This is a genomic window from Streptomyces sp. NPDC037271 (genome assembly GCF_055603605.1).
In genome coordinates, this window is sequence record NZ_JBVJVN010000005.1 from 377453 (window position 1) to 395649 (window position 18197).

Genomic DNA, 18197 nt, shown 5'->3' on the forward strand with positions numbered 1-18197 from the left:
CGAGGCGCGCACGTGCGTCGTCCTTCGTTGCGCGCGGTCAGAGGCATGGCGGGGCCGCCCTTCCGGACATTCCGGAAGGCCCGTGCGGGTCCGTCCGGGACCGTGCGGGTCCGTCCACCGGCCCGAGTCCCAGGGGCGGTGTACGCGCGCGGTGACCGCGGCTCGGACAGCCGCGCGACGGCGCAGCGCAGGCGGTACGGCCGTACAGAAGGTGTTCACCCTCCGGGAGCGCGAAGGGTAACGGTGCGCGTTCCCTTCCTGGCGCCGGGGTCAGAATCCCTCGTCGCCGAGGAACTCGGTGTCCTCGCCCTCCTCCTCCAACGCCTGACGGACCACCCGCAGGGCCATGCCCTCGGGGTAGCCCTTGCGGGCCAGCATGCCCGCGAGGCGGCGCAGCCTCTTGTCACGGTCGAGACCACGGGTGGCGCGCAGCTTGCGGACGACCAGCTCGCGCGCGGTCTCCTCCTCCTGCTCGGAGTCCAGCTGCGAGACCGCCTCGTCGATGAGCGTGGCGTCGACGCCCTTGGTCCGCAGCTCCCTGGCGAGGGCTCGTCGGGCCAGCCCGCGGCCGTGGTGCCTGGACTCCACCCAGGCCTCCGCGAAGGCGCTGTCGTTGATCAGACCGACCTCTTCGAACCTGGACAGCACCTCCTCGGCGGCCTCGTCGGGGATCTCCCGCTTGCGCAGGGCGTCGGCGAGTTGCTTGCGGGTGCGCGGGGTCCCGGTGAGCAGGCGCAGGCAGACCGCCCGTGCCTGCTCGACCGGGTCCCGCGGAGGCTCCCCCTTCTCGGCCCTCGACGAGGAAGTGGCACCTCCGTCCTCGGCGGACGACTCCGCACGCCCGCGCCGCGGGCGTCCCCGCCCGCCGCCCGTTCCACGGTCCCGTCCACCCGCTCGACGCGCCCCGCCGTCACCGTGGCGCGCCCCACCGTCACCGGGCGGACCCGCGTCGTACGGGTCCTCGGCGCCGTCCGGCGCGAAGGGGTCCGCGGTTCCGTACGCGACGGCGAGCAGGCCCGTCTCGTACGGGGCCGCCGCCACCCCGTACGCGCCGTCGTCCGTGCCGGCGGAGCCTTCGTCACCCGGTCTCCCCCGCTCGCGCTCCCGCGAGGTGTTGTCCGGGTAGGCGTACTCGGCCCAGTCGGTTCGTCGTGTCACGGGTCAGCTCTTGGCTGCCGCGGCCTTGGACTTGGTGGCCTTGGCCGTCGCAGGGGCGGGCACCGCCGGTGCGGCGTCGGCCGGGGCGGCGGAGGCGGCGTCCGCGCCCGGCTCGGTGGCCGGCTCCTCGGGACGCACGCCGACGCCCAGCTTCTCCTTGATCTTCTTCTCGATCTCGTTGGCCAGGTCGGGGTTGTCCTTCAGGAAGTTGCGCGCGTTCTCCTTGCCCTGGCCGAGCTGGTCGCCCTCGTACGTGTACCAGGCGCCGGCCTTGCGGACGAAGCCGTGCTCCACGCCCATGTCGATCAGGCCGCCCTCGCGGCTGATGCCCTGGCCGTAGAGGATGTCGAACTCGGCCTGCTTGAAGGGCGGCGCGACCTTGTTCTTGACGACCTTGACGCGGGTGCGGTTGCCGACCGCGTCGGTGCCGTCCTTCAGGGTCTCGATGCGTCGGATGTCGAGTCGCACCGAGGCGTAGAACTTCAGCGCCCGGCCACCGGTCGTGGTCTCGGGCGAGCCGAACATCACACCGATCTTCTCGCGAAGCTGGTTGATGAAGATCGCGGTGGTCTTGGACTGGTTGAGCGCGCTGGTGATCTTCCGCAGGGCCTGGCTCATCAGGCGGGCCTGCAGACCGACGTGGCTGTCGCCCATCTCACCCTCGATCTCCGCGCGCGGCACGAGGGCTGCGACGGAGTCGATGACGATGAGGTCGAGGGCGCCGGAGCGGACCAGCATGTCCACGATCTCCAGGGCCTGCTCACCGTTGTCGGGCTGGGAGAGGATCAGGTTGTCGATGTCGACGCCGAGCTTCTTCGCGTACTCGGGGTCGAGGGCGTGCTCCGCGTCGACGAACGCGACCTGGCCGCCGGCCTTCTGCGCGTTCGCCACCGCGTGCAGGGTCAGGGTCGTCTTGCCGGAGGACTCGGGGCCGTACACCTCGATGACCCGGCCACGCGGCAGGCCGCCGACGCCGAGGGCCACGTCGAGCGCGGTCGACCCGGTCGGGATGACCTCGATGGGCTCCTTCGACCGGTCGCCCATGCGCATGACCGCGCCCTTGCCGAACTGCCGTTCAATCTGTGCGAGCGCGGCGTCCAGGGCCTTCTCGCGGTCGGTTCCTGCCATGGGTTCCACCCGGTTTGCTTGATTCGATCGCTTCACGTCAAAGACGCTAATGCCTGCCACTGACAATCCACCCTGATGCGGGTCCGGCCTGTGGATAACTCGGGCACTCATCAGCCCAAACCCAGTCGAATCACCCGTCACGAGCCTCGCCAGAGCCTCCATAAGAATGGATGTTCGATTTTGGTGTCAAGCGCATCACTCGGCACTTCCGAGCGTACGTCTGCCGGGCCGGCGGTCGGGTGGCTAGAGTGCGCGTGCGACGTGGAGGAGGGGGACACCGTGGCCCAGGTCAGCATCAGTCTCGACGCCGAACTGGTGGTGGAGGTGATGGTCCTGGCGGGCATCGGCTCGCCTCAGGACGCAGTCGAGGCGGTGGTGCGGGACTACATCGCCCGCGGCCACCGTACGGAGACCCGCACCGAGTTCAAGGACCGGAACCTGCGCGAGGTCGACGCCAAGCCGCAGGAACCGCAGGGCTGAGCCCCGCACCCGGCGTACGGGCCCCTCAGGAGGGGCCGCCGCCGTCTCCGGCCCCTCCCGTCCCGGGGCGTCCCGGCTCCGCTCGCCGGGCCCACAGTTTCCGCAGGCGTGTGGGGGCCCCGGACCCCGGCCGGCGGTTGCGCCGCCCGTGGACGCGAGGATCGTCCGTGACGTCGTAACGCTTGACGTACGCCCCGAGGAACGCCTGCAGCGTGGCGATCGCCGGGATGGCGATCAGCGCGCCGACGGCACCGAGCAGGGCGGCGCCCGCGACGACCGAACCGAAGGCGACCGCCGGGTGGATGTCCACGGTCTTGGACGTCAGCTTGGGCTGCAGTACGTAGTTCTCGAACTGCTGGTAGATCACCACGAAGATCAGTACCCACATCGCGTACCACGGGTTCACCGTGAAGGCGATCAGCATGGGCAGAGCGCCCGCGAGATAGGTGCCGATGGTGGGGATGAACTGCGACACCAGGCCCACCCACACGGCGAGCGCGGGGGCGTAGGGCACCTCCAGGACCTCCAGCAGGATGTAGTGCGCGATGCCGGAGACCAGCGCCATCAGGCCGCGCGAGTACAGGTAGCCGCCGGTCTTGTCCACGGCGATCTCCCACGCGCGCAGGACCTCGGCCTGCCGGGCGGGTGGCAGGACGGAGCAGAGCGCGCGCCGCAGCCGGGGACCGTCGGCGGCGAAGTAGAACGAGAACAGCAGGACCGTCAGCAGCTGGAAGAGGCCGCCGAGGACCTGGGCGGACACGTCCAGGACGCCGGTGGCGCTGTTCTGCACGTAGTTGCGCAGCCAGTCGGAGCGGAGCAGGCCTTCTTGGATGTCCACCCGTCTCAGCTCGGTGTGGAAGTGGCCGTTGACCCAGTTGATCACGGAGTCGAGGTACTCCGGGAAGTCCTCGACCATCTTGACGATCTGGCCCGCGAGCATGGAGCCGAGCAGCGTGACGAACCCCGCGGAGGCGATCAGCACGGCGAGGAAGACGAGGAAGGTGGCCAGCCCGCGGCGCATGCCGCGCCCGGCCATCCAGCTCACCGCGGGTTCGATGGCGAGAGCCAGGAAGAACGCGATGAGGATGTTGATCAGCAGGCCGGTGAGCTGGTGGAAGGCCCAGCTGCCCAGCTGGAAGACGGCGATGAGCGAGAGGGCCAGCACCATGGCGCGCGGCAGCCAGCGCGGCATGCGTGCACCCGGCCCGGCGGTGCCACCGGCCGGGGGCCCGGTGGGCGGCGTAGTACCGGTCGGGGATGCGTGCCGGGTCGCCTGCCCGGTCTCGTCAGTGGGGGCCACGGACCAAGTCTCGCCCACGCCACCGGCAGCGGAGTCACGTCCGGTGATCTTCGTGACGGATCAGTTGTTCCTGTGGCACGCTCACGACCGGTGAGCGCTGTTCCGGTGGCACGCTCATGAACGACCCGCGCTCTTCCTGCGGCACGCTCATGAACGATCAGCGCTGTTCCCGCGGCACGTTCATGACGGTGCAGACCACCCGCCACACGTCCTTGGCGTCCCACCCCGCGTCCAGCGCCTCGTGCACCGTACGCCCGCCCAGCTCCGCCATCACGTGATCGCGTGCGAAGGTGTCGGCGTACCCCGGACCGAAGTGATCCGTCATCCGCTCCCAGAAGACCGTCAACCGCATGACTCCAGTATCCCGCTCCTGAGAGTGGGCCCTGAGCCGGGACCGCGTGCCGGGACCGCCTTACGGCCTACGGTCTGACCCATGGCCGAAGACCGGAGCTCCTTCACTGCCCCGACGCCCCCGACTCCGCCTGCGCACTCACCGCTCGCGCGCGCGGAGCGCTTCGTCTGGCTCACCGCGCGCGTCCTGGAGCAGCGTCTCTTCGCGTACCACTTCCGCGGCGGCGACGCCGGTCCGGTGGGGACCGCGCTGGACGCCTACCGCAACGAGGACGGCGGGTACGGTCACGGGCTGGAGCCCGACCTGCGCGGCCCGGTCAGCCAGCCGCTGCACACCGCGCACGCCCTGCGTGTCCTGGACGCCGTCGGGAGCTGCGGCGGCCAGCGCGTGGAGCGGCTGTGCCGCTATCTGACCTCCGTGTCCACTGCGGACGGTGCCCTGCCGGCGATCCATCCCAGCCAGCGGCCATACCCGGCGGCGCCCTTCGTGCCGGTCGTGGACGACCCGCCCGGCGAGCTCCTCGCCACCGGTCCGGTGGTCGGCCTGCTGCACCGCAACGAGGTCTGGCACGCCTGGCTGTTCCGGGCCACGGACTTTTGCTGGCAGGCGGCCGAGTCGCTGGCGACCTCTCACCCGTACGAGGTCGAGGCCGCCGTGGCCTTCCTGGACGCGGCCCCCGACCGTCCGCGCGCGGAGGCGGCGGCCGACCGGCTGGGCCGCCTGGTGCGCCGGCAGCGCCTCGCGGTGCTGGATCCGAACGACCTCGGCGCGTACCCGGTCTCCCCGGGCTACGCTCCGGGCGAGCACCACTTCCCGCACGACTACGCGAGGAACCCGCACTCCCTCGCGCGCGCGTGGTTCACGGACGACGAGATGGCCCGCTCGCTCGACTTCCTCGCGGCGGAGCAGGAGGACGACGGCGGCTGGCCCGTCCGCTGGCGCCACTGGGCGCCCGCCCCGACGCTGGAAGCCCGCCCCCGGGTGACGTTGGAGGCCCTGCGCACGCTCCGCGCGTACGGTCGTTCCCTCGGCTGACCCGGCTCGCCCGCCCACGGCCCGCACCCTCCGCCGTCACCACCACGGCCGCCACGACGACGAGCAGGAACGGCGAACGGCGCCCGCGGCACCAGCGCCACGGCAGCCGCGGCGACTCCCGCGGCCCGCGTGTCCGCCACGAGCGCCTGCCCGTCGGCGAAGGTCTGCTGGGCGGTGAGCGCGGCCAGGAGGGCGACGGGCAGCAGAGCGGCGAGCCGCTGGACCAGGGGGCCGCTCCAGAGCCCCCACGGGCACCAGCAGCCCGAGGAGCTTGCTTGACGGCGTAGCAGCCGACCGCGGTCACGCCGATGGCGATCCAGACATTCACCGCTCTTCCTGCCGGGCGGACCGCGCGGAGTCCTCGGCACCACGGCTCCCGCGGCGTCCCTGTGTCCACAGAACGACCGGTGCCGCCAGCGCGGCCACCAGGACGGGCGTCGGGGGGCAGTTCAGGCGGCAGGCCGAGCCCCGGGAGGACGGCCAGGGCGGAGAGGCTCCCGGCCGGTGCCCGGCCCCGGAGCGGCTCCAGGGGCGGGCGACCGTCGTCGGACCACCAACGGACATCCACCAACGGACATCCGTCGGCCGACCGCCGTCGGGCGATCGGCGGCAGGCAGTCCACCGGCCCCGCCGTGCGATCGCCGCCCCCACCCAGCCGACCCGGCCGCGCGCCCCTCCAGCCCAGCCGACCCCGGGCCGCGCGCCCCTCCACCCCGGCCGCGCGCCCCTCCGTCCCGCCGATGGGTCGCCGCCCGGCATTCGCACAGCTCAGGCCGATTGTCAGTGCCCGGGTGCAGGATGGATCCATGGTCAGCTCCGCACACCGAGCCCTGGACGGCTTCTCCCCCGCGACCCGCGGCTGGTTCACGGGGGCCTTCTCCGCGCCCACCGCCGCCCAGGCGGGCGCGTGGCAGGCCATCTCGGAGGACTCGGACGTGCTGGTGGTCGCCCCGACCGGCTCCGGCAAGACGCTGGCCGCCTTCCTCGCCGCCCTGGACCAGCTCGCCTCGACACCCCCGCCCGCCGACCCCAAGAAGCGCTGCCGGGTCCTGTACGTCTCCCCGCTCAAGGCCCTGGCCGTCGACGTCGAGCGCAACCTCCGCAGCCCGCTGACCGGCATCCGCCAGGAATCCGTACGCCTCGGCCTGCCCGAGCCCGAGGTCAAGGTCGGCATCCGCTCCGGTGACACCCCGGCCGCCGAGCGGCGCGCCCTGTCCACCCGCCCGCCGGACATCCTGATCACCACCCCGGAGTCCCTGTTCCTGATGCTGACGTCGGCCACGCGCGACGCGCTGACCGGCATCGAGACGGTGATCCTGGACGAGGTGCACGCGGTCGCGGGCACCAAGCGCGGCGCCCATCTCGCGCTCACCCTGGAGCGGCTGGACGAGCTGCTCCCGAAGCCGGCCCGCCGTATCGGCCTCTCGGCGACGGTCCGCCCGGTGGACGAGGTCGCCCGTTTCCTCGCGCCGCGCGGAAAGGTGGAGATCGTCCAGCCGGACTCGGGCAAGGAGTTCGACCTGTCCGTCGTCGTCCCGGTGGAGGACCTGGGCGAGCTGGGCGGCTCCCCCGCCGCGGACGGCAACGAGGGCGCGGAGCGCCCGTCGATCTGGCCGCACGTCGAGGAGCGGATCGCCGACCTCGTCCAGTCGCACCGCTCCACGATCGTCTTCGCCAACTCCCGGCGCCTGGCCGAGCGCCTGTGCAACAGGCTCAACGAGATCGCGTACGAACGGGCGACCGGCGAGCCCCTCGACGAACACCACTCCCCCGCCGAACTCATGGGCGGCTCGGGAGCCGCCCACGGTGCCCCGCCCGTGATCGCACGCGCCCACCACGGCTCGGTCTCCAAGGAGCAGCGATCCCTCGTCGAGGAGGACCTCAAGGCGGGCCGCCTGCCCGCCGTGGTCGCCACCTCCAGCCTGGAGCTGGGCATCGACATGGGCGCCGTCGACCTCGTCGTCCAGGTCGAGTCACCACCCTCCGTCGCCTCCGGCCTCCAGCGCGTCGGCCGCGCGGGCCACCAGGTCGGCGCCGTCTCCACGGGCGTGGTCTTCCCCAAGTACCGCGGCGACCTGGTGCAGGCCGCCGTGGTCACCGAGCGGATGCGCAGCGGTGCCATCGAGGCCCTCAAGATCCCCGCGAACCCGCTGGACGTCCTGGCCCAGCAGCTCGTGGCGATGACGGCGCTGGACACCTGGCAGGTCGACGACCTGCTCGCCACCGTCCGCCGCGCCGCCCCCTTCGCCTCACTGCCGGACTCCGCCTTCACCGCCGTCCTGGACATGCTCGCGGGCCGCTATCCGTCCGACGCCTTCGCCGAGCTGCGCCCGCGCGTGGTGTGGGACCGGGTCGCCGGTACGGTCACCGGCCGCCCGGGGGCACAGCGCCTCGCGGTCACCTCGGGCGGCACGATCCCCGACCGCGGGCTCTTCGGGGTCTTCCTCGCCGGGGCCGATCCGAAGAAGGGGGGCGGCCGGGTCGGCGAGCTCGACGAGGAGATGGTCTACGAGTCGCGCGTCGGGGACGTCTTCACGCTCGGCACCAGTTCCTGGCGGATCGAGGACATCACGCGCGACCGGGTCCTGGTCTCACCCGCGCCGGGGGTGCCGGGCCGGCTGCCGTTCTGGAAGGGCGACCAGTTGGGCCGCCCCCTGGAGCTGGGCCGCGCACTGGGCGCCTTCCTGCGCGAGGTCGGTTCCCTCGCCGAGGAGGACGCCCGGCTGCGACTGGTCACCGCGGGCCTGGACGCCTGGGCCGCGGACAACGTCCTGGCGTACCTCCAGGAACAGCGCGAGGCCTGCGGCCACGTCCCCGACGACCGCACCATCGTCGTGGAGCGCTTCCGGGACGAGCTCGGCGACTGGCGGGTCGTCATCCACTCCCCCTTCGGCGCCCAGGTCCACGCCCCCTGGGCCCTCGCGCTCGGCGCCCGGCTGTCCGAGCGGTACGGCATGGACGCCCAGGTCATGCACGCCGACGACGGCATCGTGCTGCGCCTGCCCGACGCGGACCTGATGGGCCTCGACCTCCTCGACCAGGATCCGACGAAGCCAGGACTGGAGTACGACGCCGAGCAGGCGCCCGTCGGCGCCGCCGACGTCGTCTTCGACAAGGGCGAGGTCGACCGGGTCGTCACCGACCAGGTGGGCGGCTCGGCGCTGTTCGCGTCCCGCTTCCGCGAGTGCGCGGCCCGCGCGCTGCTCCTGCCGCGCCGCAGCCCCGGCAAGCGGACCCCGCTGTGGCAGCAGCGCCAGCGCGCCGCGCAGCTGCTGGAGGTGGCGAGCGAGTACGGATCGTTCCCGATCGTCCTGGAGGCGGTCCGCGAGTGCCTCCAGGACGTCTTCGACGTGCCCGGCCTGGTCGAGCTGATGGGCGACCTGGAGGCCCGCACGGTGCGCCTGGTCGAGGTCACCACTCCGGAGCCGTCCCCGTTCGCCCGCTCCCTGCTCTTCGGGTACGTCGCCCAGTTCCTCTACGAGGGCGACTCGCCGCTCGCCGAGCGCCGTGCCGCCGCCCTGTCCCTGGACTCGCGGCTGCTGGCCGAACTGCTGGGCCAGGCGGAGCTGCGCGAGCTGCTCGACGCCGAGGTGCTCACGGAGCTGGAGCGCGAGCTGCAGTGGCTCACCGAGGACCGCCGCGTCAAGGACCCGGAGGGTGTCGCGGACCGGCTGCGGCAGCTCGGCCCGCTCACGGACGCCGAGCTGGCCGAGCGGGGCGCCGAGCCCCAGTGGGCCCCGGAGCTGGCCGCCGCCCGCCGCGCGATCAGGGTGCGTATCGCCGGCGCCGACCACTGGGCGGCGATCGAGGACGCGGGCCGGCTGCGCGACGCGCTGGGCACGGCGCTGCCCGTGGGTGTGCCCGAGGCCTTCACCGAGCCGGTCAAGGACCCCCTCGGCGACCTCCTCGCCCGCCACGCCCGCACCCACGGCCCCTTCACGTCGGTCACTGCGGCGGCCCGCTTCGGCCTGGGCGTCGCGGTCACCGAGGGCGCCCTGCAGCGGCTCGCCGCGGCGGGCCGGGTCGTGCAGGGCGAGTTCCATCCGGCCGGCATCGGCCAGGAGTGGTGCGACGCGACCGTCCTGCGCCGGCTGCGCCGCCGCTCCCTGGCCGCGCTGCGGCACGAGCTGGAGCCGGTGCCGCCGGCCGCGCTCGGCCAGTTCCTCCCCCAGTGGCAGCACATCGGCAGGGGGCACGCGCTGCGCGGCATCGACGGGCTGGTCCGCGCCGTCGAACAGCTGCAGGGCGCCTCCGTCCCCGCCTCCGCCCTGGAGAAGCTGGTCCTGCCCTCCCGGGTGGCGAACTACCACCCGGCGATGCTGGACGAGCTGACGGCCGCCGGCGAGGTGGTGTGGGCGGGGGCCGGCTCGCTCCCCGGGAAGGACGGCTGGGTCTCCCTCTACCTGGCGGACGCGGCCCCGCTGCTCCTGCCTCCCCCGCACCCCCTGGAGCCGACCGCCCTCCACCAGTCGGTGCTGGACACCCTTTCCGGCGGCTACGGCATGTTCTTCCGTCAGATCGCCGACCAGGTCCGTGCCACCACCCACCCGGACGTCACCGATCCCCAGCTGGCCGACGCCCTGTGGGAGCTGGCGTGGTCCGGACGCCTGACGAACGACACGCTCGCGCCCCTGCGCTCCCTGCTGGGCTCCGGCCGCACCGCGGGCTCCACCGCCCACCGCGCCAAGCGCGCGGTGCCACGCGGGCGTTACGGCTCCCTGACGGCCGCCGCCCGCCCCGTGTCCCGTACCGGTCCGCCGACCGTCGCGGGTCGCTGGTCGCTGCTGCCGGCCAGCGAGGCGGACACCACGGTGCGCGCGCACGCCCTGGCCCGCACGCTCCTCGACCGGCACGGCGTGGTGACCCGCGGCGCCGTCGCCGCCGAGGGTGTGGAAGGAGGGTTCTCGGCGGTGTACCGCGTCCTGGCCGCCTTCGAAGAGAGCGGTCAGGCCCGGCGCGGCTATGTCGTGGAAGGACTGGGCGCCGCACAGTTCGCCATGGAGGGCGCTGTGGACCGGTTGCGCGCGGTCTCGAACGCCCGGGAGCGTGACGAGGCTCCGCCCGGGCGGCCGGACTTCACCGACGGCGGTCTGGACGACCCCGCCGCGTCCCACGGCCCGGGGGATCCGGTCTCCGGCGACTCTCCCTTCGCCGGCTTCGCGTCCAGCGGCCGCGGAGACACCGGCACACCGGACCGACCCGACGACGTCTTCGCCTCCGCCCAGCACTTTCCGCCCTCCCGGGACGAGTACGTCTCCCGCCACGACTACGCGGAACCGGGCGCCGGCGGTCCGCGCGGGGGCGGCGCGCAGGGCGGCTTCGGCGGTCCGCGCGGGGGCTACACGCACGGCGGCTTCGGTGACCCGCGCGACTCTTACGACGCCGGATTCCCCCACCGCGGCCGGCCCTCCGCCGGTCCACGGGCCGTCGTCCTGGCCGCCGCCGACCCGGCGAACGCGTACGGCGCGGCCCTCCCCTGGCCCGAGCCCCCGGCCGGTGCCACGCACAAGCCGGGCCGCAAGGCAGGCTCCCTGGTGGTGCTCGTGGAGGGCGAGCCGGCGCTCTACATGGAGCGCGGCGGCAAGACGCTCCTGCTCTGGCCCTCCGCGCCGGACGGTCTGCCCACCGAGGACGCCCGTCTGCGAGCGGCCGCGGAAGCGCTCGCCTCGGCCGCCCTCGCCGGTTCGCTCGGCACGGTCACGGTCGAGCGCGTCAACGGCACGGCGGCTCTGACGTCCCCCTTCGGTCCCCTGCTGGAGGAGGCGGGGTTCATCGCCACCCCACGCGGCCTGCGCATCAGAGCCTGAGCCTGTCACCCTTGACCCATGCCCGAAGGAGACACGGTCTGGCAGGCGTCGCGCCGGCTGCACGACGCCCTCGCGGGCAAGGTGCTGACCCGCAGCGACTTCCGCGTCCCCCGGTACGCCACGGTCGACCTCACCGGCCGTACGGTCCTGGACGTCACCCCGCGCGGCAAGCACCTCCTCACCCGCGTCGAGGGCGGCGTGACCGTTCACTCGCACCTGCGGATGGACGGCTCCTGGAAGGTGTTCGCGGCCGGTCAGCGCTGGAGCGGCGGCCCTGCGCACCAGATCCGGGTGATCCTCGGCACCGCCGACCGCACGGCAGTCGGCTATCGCCTCCCGGTGCTGGAAGTGCTCCGCACCACCGACGAGGAGCGCGCCGTCGGCCACCTCGGTCCGGACCTGCTGGGCCCGGACTGGGACCCCGAGCAGGCCCTGGCCAACCTGCGCGCGGAGCCCGCCCGCCGGCTCGGTGAGGCCCTGCTCGACCAGCGCAATCTCGCGGGCATCGGCAACGTCTACAAGTGCGAGCTCTGCTTCCTGCTCGGCGTGACTCCCTGGCTCCCCGTAGGCGACCTGCCGGCCGCACACGCCGTGAAGCTGCCCGCGCTCGCGAAGAAGCTCCTGGAGGCCAACCGCGACCGCCCGGTCCGCCGTACGACGGGCCTGCGGGGCCAGGACCTGTTCGTGTACGGCCGAGCGCCCCGTCCCTGCCTGCGCTGCGGCACACCGGTGCGCGTGGCGAACCAGGGCGACGGCTCCCGAGAGCGCCCCACGTACTGGTGCCCGACCTGCCAGGCCGGTCCCGCACCGCGCCCGGGCGGCCCGGCCGGTACCGGGCCGCGGCGCGGGACGGGGTGACTCAGCCGGCGAGCAGGCCGTCCATCTGGCCGACCGCCTCGCGCAGTCCCTCCTCCATGCCCATCTTCGTGAGCTGGTCCATCTGCTCCCCGGTGGCGAAGGCCGAGCGCATCTCCATGCGGGTGCCGCCGTCCCGCTCGGTGAGCGTCACCCGGACCGTGATCGTCGGCATGTCGGCGCTCCGCACGCCGTCCGCGTCGGCGAATCCGTCGGTGAACTCCAGGGACGTAGGCGCGTCGACCGAGGTGATCCGCCACCACCCGCGGTGCCTGTCACCCTCCGGGCCGGTCATGAAGTACGTGACGTCGCCGCCGGGGGTCAGCGCGTACTCCTCCACCGTCGCCGGATAGGTCGGCGGGCCCCACCAGCGCTCCAGTCGCCTCGGGTCGGACCACAGCCGCCACACCCGCTCGACGGGGGCGGCGAAGTCGGCGACCAGGGTGAAGGTCAGGCTGTCGAGATCCTTGTCCAGGCTGGTGACACTCATCGGATCCGTCCTTCCGTCGGGCTGTGTGCTTCGGGTTCCGCATCCTGGGCGAGCAGGTGGGACATCGCTCCACCCGGCCCCGCCAGGCCGTCTCCAGGTCGTCCGGTGCTGCCGGGCCCGGCCCACGGCGTCGGGCGGCGTACGCACGAGTTGCTCCCGTCCCCGCTGCTCGACCACCAGGCCGGCCCGCTCCAGTAGCGCGACGTGCTTGTGCACCGCGGCGAAACCCATCGGACAGTCGAGTCACGTTGACAGTCGAGTCACGTCCCCTCGTGAAGCCCTGCGCGTCGGCGCGGCCGCCCTCACTCCCCACTCCCACCGGACGGGCCGGACCGCATCTCGGACCGGGACCGCGACGAGGCCGCGTCCCCCACGGACGCACGCAGGGCGCGTCTCCACCGCCCCGCCTCCAACGCCCCCGCGGCCCGGCATCTGGGCACACAGTGCACCGGCAGCACGCTCAGCCCCCAGCCGCCGACCGCGACCGCCCCTTCGAGCACCCCCGTGCCGGGCTCGAGCGCCAGACGCAGCACGGCCCACCACCACAACGCACCCAGCCCCAGCGCGGCCGCCCGGCGAGCAGTCCGCGCGGACGTCATAACCGCGTCATCCGTTTGCGGCCTGGAACATCCAGTGCTGCTTCTCCAGGTCGGCCGTGACCTGGATGAAGATGTCCTGGCTCACCGGATCCGGATCCCCGGTCGCCGCGATACGCTCCCGCATCCGCCCGATCACCGCGCCCAGCGCGTCCACGATCGTCTGTACCGCTGCGGTGTCGTCGACCCATCCTTCCGGGGTCACGCCGATACCGCTGCCGACGGCCACCGTCGCGGCACGCCCGTCCGGGGACACACCGAGCGCCGAGGCGCGCTCCGCCACGGTGTCGGAGTGCGTGCGCGCGGTGCCGACGAGTTCGTCGAGCTGGAGGTGTACGGAGCGGAACCGCGGACCCACCACGTTCCAGTGGATCTGCTTCGCCACCAGGGCCAGGTCCACCAGGTCGACGAGGGCGCCCTGCAACGCCTCGGACACGGTCTTCAGGCTCGCGTCGGACAACGGGCTCTTCACGACGTACATCCACGCCTCCGTCGGTCGGCCCCCCGGCCATGTCCCTCCACGATGACCGCACCACCGGGACCCGGCAAACCGGGCGCGAATCCAGGACCCTGGTACGCAAAAACCCCGACCGCACCCCTCCGGTCTCCCGGAGAGACCCCGGCCGGGGCCTCACACGCACACGTTCTCAGTGCTCAGGCGGCGACGACATCCACTGCCTCGGCGGGCGCCTTGATGGTCACCCGCTCCGGTGGCACACCGGTCACCGACACGGAACCCAGCATCGGGCGCACCGGGGCTGGCACGGTCTCGCTGGGCGTGGCCGCAGCGGACTGGGCCAGCTCGGCGAGGGCCAGTTCGTCGCTCACTTCCCGCATGAGCTCGGACATCCGTACGTCCAGCGCGTCGCAGATGGCGGAGAGCAGCTCGGAGGAAGCCTCCTTCTGCCCCCGCTCCACCTCGGAGAGATAGCCGAGTGAGACTCGGGCGGACGAGGAGACTTCGCGCAGAGTACGGCCCTGGCGTTGGCGCTGCCGACGCAGCACGTCACCCAGCAGGCGACGGAGCAGAATCATCGGTGGCTCCCTCCTCGGACCGTGTAACCGCATCCTTCACGCCCCACCGTACCGCCTCGCGCCGCGGCCGTGCGGGGAGCGATGTCGTGTTCACTCTGGGCTGCAAACATCAAAACCCCCCGTTCCGTTCCGTATCCTGTGCCCGCTCATTCCCGGTCTGTTCGCCCGCAAGCTCCCTCAAAAGGAGTGCGAGTACGCTCCGTACACTCTCCATACGAATTTCCGCGCGGTCGCCGTTCAACCGCAGCGCCTCCACTTTTCCGCCAGAGGCGGAACCGTCGTCTGTTCCGAAGGGCCCGTCGACGGCCACGAAGACCGTCCCCACCGGCTGCCCGTCCTGCGGATCCGGGCCGGCGACGCCCGTCGTCGCGATGCCCCAGTCGGCACTCAACGCCTTGCGGACGCCCGCCGCCATCTGGGCGGCGACCTGGGGATCCACCGCTCCACGCGCCGCGAGCACCGTTGCGTCGACGCCGAGCAGTTCCCGCTTCAGCTCCGTCGCGTAGGCGGTCACGGACCCCCGGAAGGCCCTGGACGCTCCAGGGACCGCCGTGATCTCGGCCGCCACCATTCCACCGGTCAGTGACTCGGCGACCGCGAGGGTCTCACCCTTGACCGTGAGTAGTCGCACCACGTCGGCGGCCGTGGAACTCAAGCTTCCGTCTCCTTCAACGCCGCTCTGCGCTCGGCGATTCCCTGACGGCGCAGCACAATGGCCTGCTTCACGTAGTCCAGTCCCGTCACCACGGTCAGGACGACCGCCGCCGCCATCACCCAGAACCTCAGGGTGGCCAGCGGCCCCGTCAGTGCCAGGACGTACATGCCGACGGCGATGCCCTGGGTGAGGGTCTTGAGCTTGCCCCCGCGGCTCGCGGGGATGACGCCGTACCGGATGACCACGAAACGCAGCACGGTGATCCCGAGTTCCCGGCCGAGGATGACGGCCGTCACCCACCACGGCAGGTCGCCCAGGGCGGACAGACAGATGAGCGCCGCCCCCATGATCGCCTTGTCGGCGATGGGGTCGGCGATCTTCCCGAAGTCGGTGACGAGGTTGTAGGTGCGTGCCAGGTGGCCGTCGAAGAGGTCGGTGATCATGGCTACGGCGAAGGCCGCCCAGGCGAACGACCGCCAGGCCGGGTCGTACCCGCCGTTGCCGAGCATCAGCGCGACGAAGGCCGGCACCAGGAGCAGGCGGAGCATCGTCAGCAGGTTGGCGACGTTCCAGACGCTCGCCTGGTTGACCGCGGCGGCCGCGATCTTGCCGCCGCGCCCGGCCGCACCACCCTCGGTGGCACCTCGTTCCGCCGCACCCCGTTCCACGGCGCCTCCCGGAGTCGTACGCTCCGCCGGTTCCTGAGCGGCGCCCGAGGCGCCACGGGGGCCGGCCCTGCGCGCGCCGGAGGAGCCCCCCGCGGCGGACGCCGGGACTCCGGTCATCTGCCGGCCTCCTCACTCCACTCGGGCGAGCCCGGCAGCGGTTCGGCCACCAGGTCGACACCCTCCGTACCGACCACCTTCGCCTCGACCATACGACCGACACTCAGGCCTTCGCCGCTCGTGAGCAGCACCTGGCCGTCCGTCTCGGGTGCCTGGTGCTCCGCGCGGCCGCGCACGCCGTCCCCCTCGTCGGCGGACTCCACGGACTCGACGAGCACGCGCACGGTCGCGCCGACCCGCTCCTCGGCGCGCTGCGAGACGAGTTCCTCGGCCAGGCGGGACACGCGTGCCAGCCTCTCGGCGACGACGTCCTCGTCCAGCTTGTCGCCGTAGGTCGCCGCCTCGGTGCCCTCCTCGTCGGAGTACCCGAAGACGCCGATGGCGTCCAGCCGCGCGTGGTTCAGGAACCGCTCCAGCTCGGCGAGGTCGGAGGCGGTCTCGCCGGGGAAGCCCACGATGAAGTTGGAGCGCACGCCGGCCTCGGGAGCCTTGCTCCGGATGGTGTCCAGCAGTTCCAGGAATCGGTCGGTGTCGCCGAAGCGGCGCATCGCGCGCAGCACGTTCGGAGCGGAGTGCTGGAAGGACAGGTCGAAGTAGGGCACGACCTTGGGGGTGGAGGTCAGTACGTCGATGAGGCCGGGGCGCATCTCGGCCGGCTGGAGGTAGCTGACGCGCACGCGCTCGATGCCGTCGACGTCGGCGAGGTTCGGCAGCAGCGACTCCAGCAGGCGGATGTCGCCCAGGTCCTTGCCGTACGAGGTGTTGTTCTCGGAGACCAGCATGATCTCCTTGACGCCCTGCTCGGCCAGCCACCGCGTCTCGTTCAGCACGTCGCTCGGGCGGCGCGAGATGAAGGAGCCGCGGAAGGACGGGATGGCGCAGAAGGAGCAGCGCCGGTCGCAACCGGAGGCCAGCTTCACCGAGGCGACCGGGGAGCCGTCCAGGCGGCGGCGCAGGGGCGCGCGGGGACCGGAGGCCGGGGCGACCCCCTCGGGGAGGTCGGTCGGGCCGTGTCCCGGCAGGGCGACGGAGGCACCGGCCTCCTGGCGCTCGGCGGGGCTGATCGGCAGCAGCTTGCGCCGGTCGCGCGGGGTGTGGGCGGCGTGGATGCCGCCGTTCAGGATGGTCTGCAGGCGGTCGGAGATGTCGGTGTAGTCGTCGAAGCCGAGTACACCGTCGGCTTCGGGAAGGGCCTCGGCGAGCTCCTTGCCGTACCGCTCGGCCATGCAGCCCACCGCCACCACGGCCTGCGTTCTGCCGTGACCCTTGAGGTCGTTGGCCTCCAGGAGGGCGTCGACGGAGTCCTTCTTGGCGGCCTCGACGAAGCCGCACGTGTTCACGACGGCGACGTCCGCTTCCTCGGCGTTCTCGACGAGCTTCCAGCCGTCCGCCTCCAGACGGCCTGCGAGCTCCTCCGAGTCCACCTCGTTACGGGCGCAGCCAAGGGTGACGAGTGCGACGGTACGGCTTTCAGGCATGGGCTCAAGACTACTTCGTCCCGCCGACAGCCCACGTCGACGGGGTTGCCCGATCTTGGACAACCCCGTCCGCACCAGTGCGTTCCGCGCCCCTATCCGACCTGCGGGTCGCCCTTCGTGTACGTCAGGCGTTCCACGGAGCCCGGCTGGAAGTCGTCCTCGATCTTCTTGCCGTTGACGTACAGCTGGATGGCGCCGGCGTCACCGAGGACGAGGTCGATCTTCTCGTTGTCCTGGAAGGTCTCGGAGTCGCCCTCCTTGAGCAGGCCGTCGAAGAGCAGCCGGCCGTTGTGGTCCTTCGCGGAGATCCAGCTGCGGCCGTCGTCGGCGCTGACCTTGACCGTCACCTTGTCCTGCGGAGCGGCGGCGATGGCGCTGTCGGTCGGGTCCGGCTTCGGGGCGGCCGGCTTCTTCGGCTCGGCGCTCGGCGAGGCGGACTCGCCGGCCGTCGGCTGGGAACCCTCGGCGACGCTCGCCTCGGAGCCGCCGTCGTCGCCCTTGACGAACGTGAAGCCGACGAAGCCGATCACCGCGACGATCGCGGCGACCATGGCGGCCGTCCAGTTGGGTCCGCGCCGCTCCGGACGGATGCGTTCGGCCTCGAACAGGGGTGCGGCGGGGGTCGGCGCCGGGCGCCCGCCGCGCTCGGCGTCGAACTGCGCGACCAGTTCGGCCGGGTCGAGCCCGACGGCCTTGGCCAGGGTCCTGATGTGACCGCGCGCGTAGACGTCACCGCCGCAGGGCGTGAAGTCGTCCGCCTCGATGGCGTGCACGATGGCGATGCGGACGCGGGTGGCGGTGGTGATGTCGTCGACGGTCAGCCCGGCGGCGATCCGCGCCTGCTGCAGCGCACGGCCCACGGAGGGGCGGGCCTCCGCGGAAGGGTCTTCAGGAACGTCTCGGGACACGTCTTCGATCGGACGCTCGTCTTCAGGGAAGTTGCCGTTGGACACGGGGGCGCCTTTCGAGCGTATGGCCGCCTGCGCTGGACGTTCAGTCTAGGGGGGGTACAAACGGGTGGGGCAACCGGACGGTCGTACTTT

Annotated in this window: 16 protein-coding genes and 1 pseudogene; 4 read left to right on the top strand and 13 right to left on the bottom strand. The window is 72.5% G+C overall.

The window, feature by feature from the left end:
* Positions 1-270: 270 nt before the first annotated feature.
* Positions 271-1158, bottom strand: a complete 888-nt coding sequence (gene recX / locus ACZ7G3_RS13300; protein ID WP_470925389.1) for a recombination regulator RecX — start codon at positions 1156-1158, stop codon at positions 271-273.
* A gap of 3 nt (positions 1159-1161) precedes the next feature.
* Complete coding sequence (gene recA, locus ACZ7G3_RS13305; protein WP_470925390.1) at positions 1162-2286, bottom strand: recombinase RecA; 1125 nt, start codon at positions 2284-2286, stop codon at positions 1162-1164.
* A gap of 279 nt (positions 2287-2565) precedes the next feature.
* Here recA and ACZ7G3_RS13310 point away from each other — a divergent pair, with 279 nt between their 5' ends.
* Positions 2566-2766: a DUF2191 domain-containing protein gene (locus tag ACZ7G3_RS13310; protein WP_426521773.1), complete on the top strand. Its 201-nt coding sequence runs from the start codon at positions 2566-2568 to the stop codon at positions 2764-2766.
* A 25-nt stretch (positions 2767-2791) separates the two neighbouring features.
* Here ACZ7G3_RS13310 and ACZ7G3_RS13315 read toward each other — a convergent pair whose 3' ends face one another.
* Positions 2792-3958 carry an AI-2E family transporter gene (locus ACZ7G3_RS13315; RefSeq protein WP_426602965.1) on the bottom strand — a complete coding sequence of 389 codons (1167 nt, stop codon included), beginning with the start codon at positions 3956-3958 and terminating at the stop codon, positions 2792-2794.
* A gap of 265 nt (positions 3959-4223) precedes the next feature.
* The gene (locus ACZ7G3_RS13320) at positions 4224-4418 is read right to left on the bottom strand and encodes a DUF3046 domain-containing protein (protein WP_007445009.1); all 195 of its coding nucleotides are present in this window, start codon (positions 4416-4418) and stop codon (positions 4224-4226) included.
* An 81-nt stretch (positions 4419-4499) separates the two neighbouring features.
* Here ACZ7G3_RS13320 and ACZ7G3_RS13325 point away from each other — a divergent pair, with 81 nt between their 5' ends.
* Positions 4500-5453, top strand: coding sequence for a hypothetical protein (locus ACZ7G3_RS13325; protein ID WP_470925393.1), 954 nt, complete (start codon positions 4500-4502; stop codon positions 5451-5453).
* Positions 5454-5462: 9 nt separating this feature from the next.
* Here the strand turns inward: ACZ7G3_RS13325 and ACZ7G3_RS13330 are convergent.
* Positions 5463-5781 (bottom strand): annotated as a pseudogene (locus ACZ7G3_RS13330) (AzlD domain-containing protein); the annotation flags it as partial.
* A 478-nt stretch (positions 5782-6259) separates the two neighbouring features.
* Here ACZ7G3_RS13330 and ACZ7G3_RS13335 point away from each other — a divergent pair.
* Together ACZ7G3_RS13335 and ACZ7G3_RS13340 are read left to right on the top strand one after the other, a co-directional pair.
* Positions 6260-11260: an ATP-dependent helicase gene (locus tag ACZ7G3_RS13335; protein ID WP_470925395.1), complete on the top strand. Its 5001-nt coding sequence runs from the start codon at positions 6260-6262 to the stop codon at positions 11258-11260.
* 18 nt (positions 11261-11278) lie between these two features.
* Positions 11279-12118, top strand: coding sequence for an Fpg/Nei family DNA glycosylase (locus tag ACZ7G3_RS13340; RefSeq protein ID WP_470925397.1), 840 nt, complete (start codon positions 11279-11281; stop codon positions 12116-12118).
* A 1-nt stretch (position 12119) separates the two neighbouring features.
* Here ACZ7G3_RS13340 and ACZ7G3_RS13345 read toward each other — a convergent pair whose 3' ends face one another.
* From ACZ7G3_RS13345 to ACZ7G3_RS13380, 8 genes are all read right to left on the bottom strand, one after another.
* Positions 12120-12605, bottom strand: a complete 486-nt coding sequence (locus ACZ7G3_RS13345; RefSeq protein ID WP_470925399.1) for an SRPBCC family protein — start codon at positions 12603-12605, stop codon at positions 12120-12122.
* 302 nt (positions 12606-12907) lie between these two features.
* Positions 12908-13204, bottom strand: a complete 297-nt coding sequence (locus ACZ7G3_RS13350) for a hypothetical protein (RefSeq protein ID WP_470925401.1) — start codon at positions 13202-13204, stop codon at positions 12908-12910.
* 7 nt (positions 13205-13211) lie between these two features.
* Positions 13212-13682: a Dps family protein gene (locus ACZ7G3_RS13355; protein WP_426602976.1), complete on the bottom strand. Its 471-nt coding sequence runs from the start codon at positions 13680-13682 to the stop codon at positions 13212-13214.
* Between the two features lie 173 nt (positions 13683-13855).
* Positions 13856-14236, bottom strand: a complete 381-nt coding sequence (locus ACZ7G3_RS13360; protein ID WP_007387871.1) for a helix-turn-helix domain-containing protein — start codon at positions 14234-14236, stop codon at positions 13856-13858.
* 109 nt (positions 14237-14345) lie between these two features.
* Complete coding sequence (locus ACZ7G3_RS13365; protein ID WP_470925403.1) at positions 14346-14891, bottom strand: CinA family protein; 546 nt, start codon at positions 14889-14891, stop codon at positions 14346-14348.
* On the bottom strand, positions 14888-15676 hold the full coding sequence (gene pgsA / locus ACZ7G3_RS13370) for a CDP-diacylglycerol--glycerol-3-phosphate 3-phosphatidyltransferase (protein WP_470925405.1): 789 nt from the start codon (positions 15674-15676) through the stop codon (positions 14888-14890). The genes ACZ7G3_RS13365 and pgsA overlap by 4 nt, the downstream gene beginning before the upstream one ends.
* Positions 15673-17154, bottom strand: a complete 1482-nt coding sequence (gene rimO / locus ACZ7G3_RS13375) for a 30S ribosomal protein S12 methylthiotransferase RimO (RefSeq protein ID WP_470925407.1) — start codon at positions 17152-17154, stop codon at positions 15673-15675. The genes pgsA and rimO overlap by 4 nt, the downstream gene beginning before the upstream one ends.
* Before the next feature lie 92 nt (positions 17155-17246).
* Positions 17247-18107, bottom strand: coding sequence for a helix-turn-helix domain-containing protein (locus ACZ7G3_RS13380; RefSeq protein WP_470925408.1), 861 nt, complete (start codon positions 18105-18107; stop codon positions 17247-17249).
* Positions 18108-18197 lie beyond the last annotated feature (90 nt).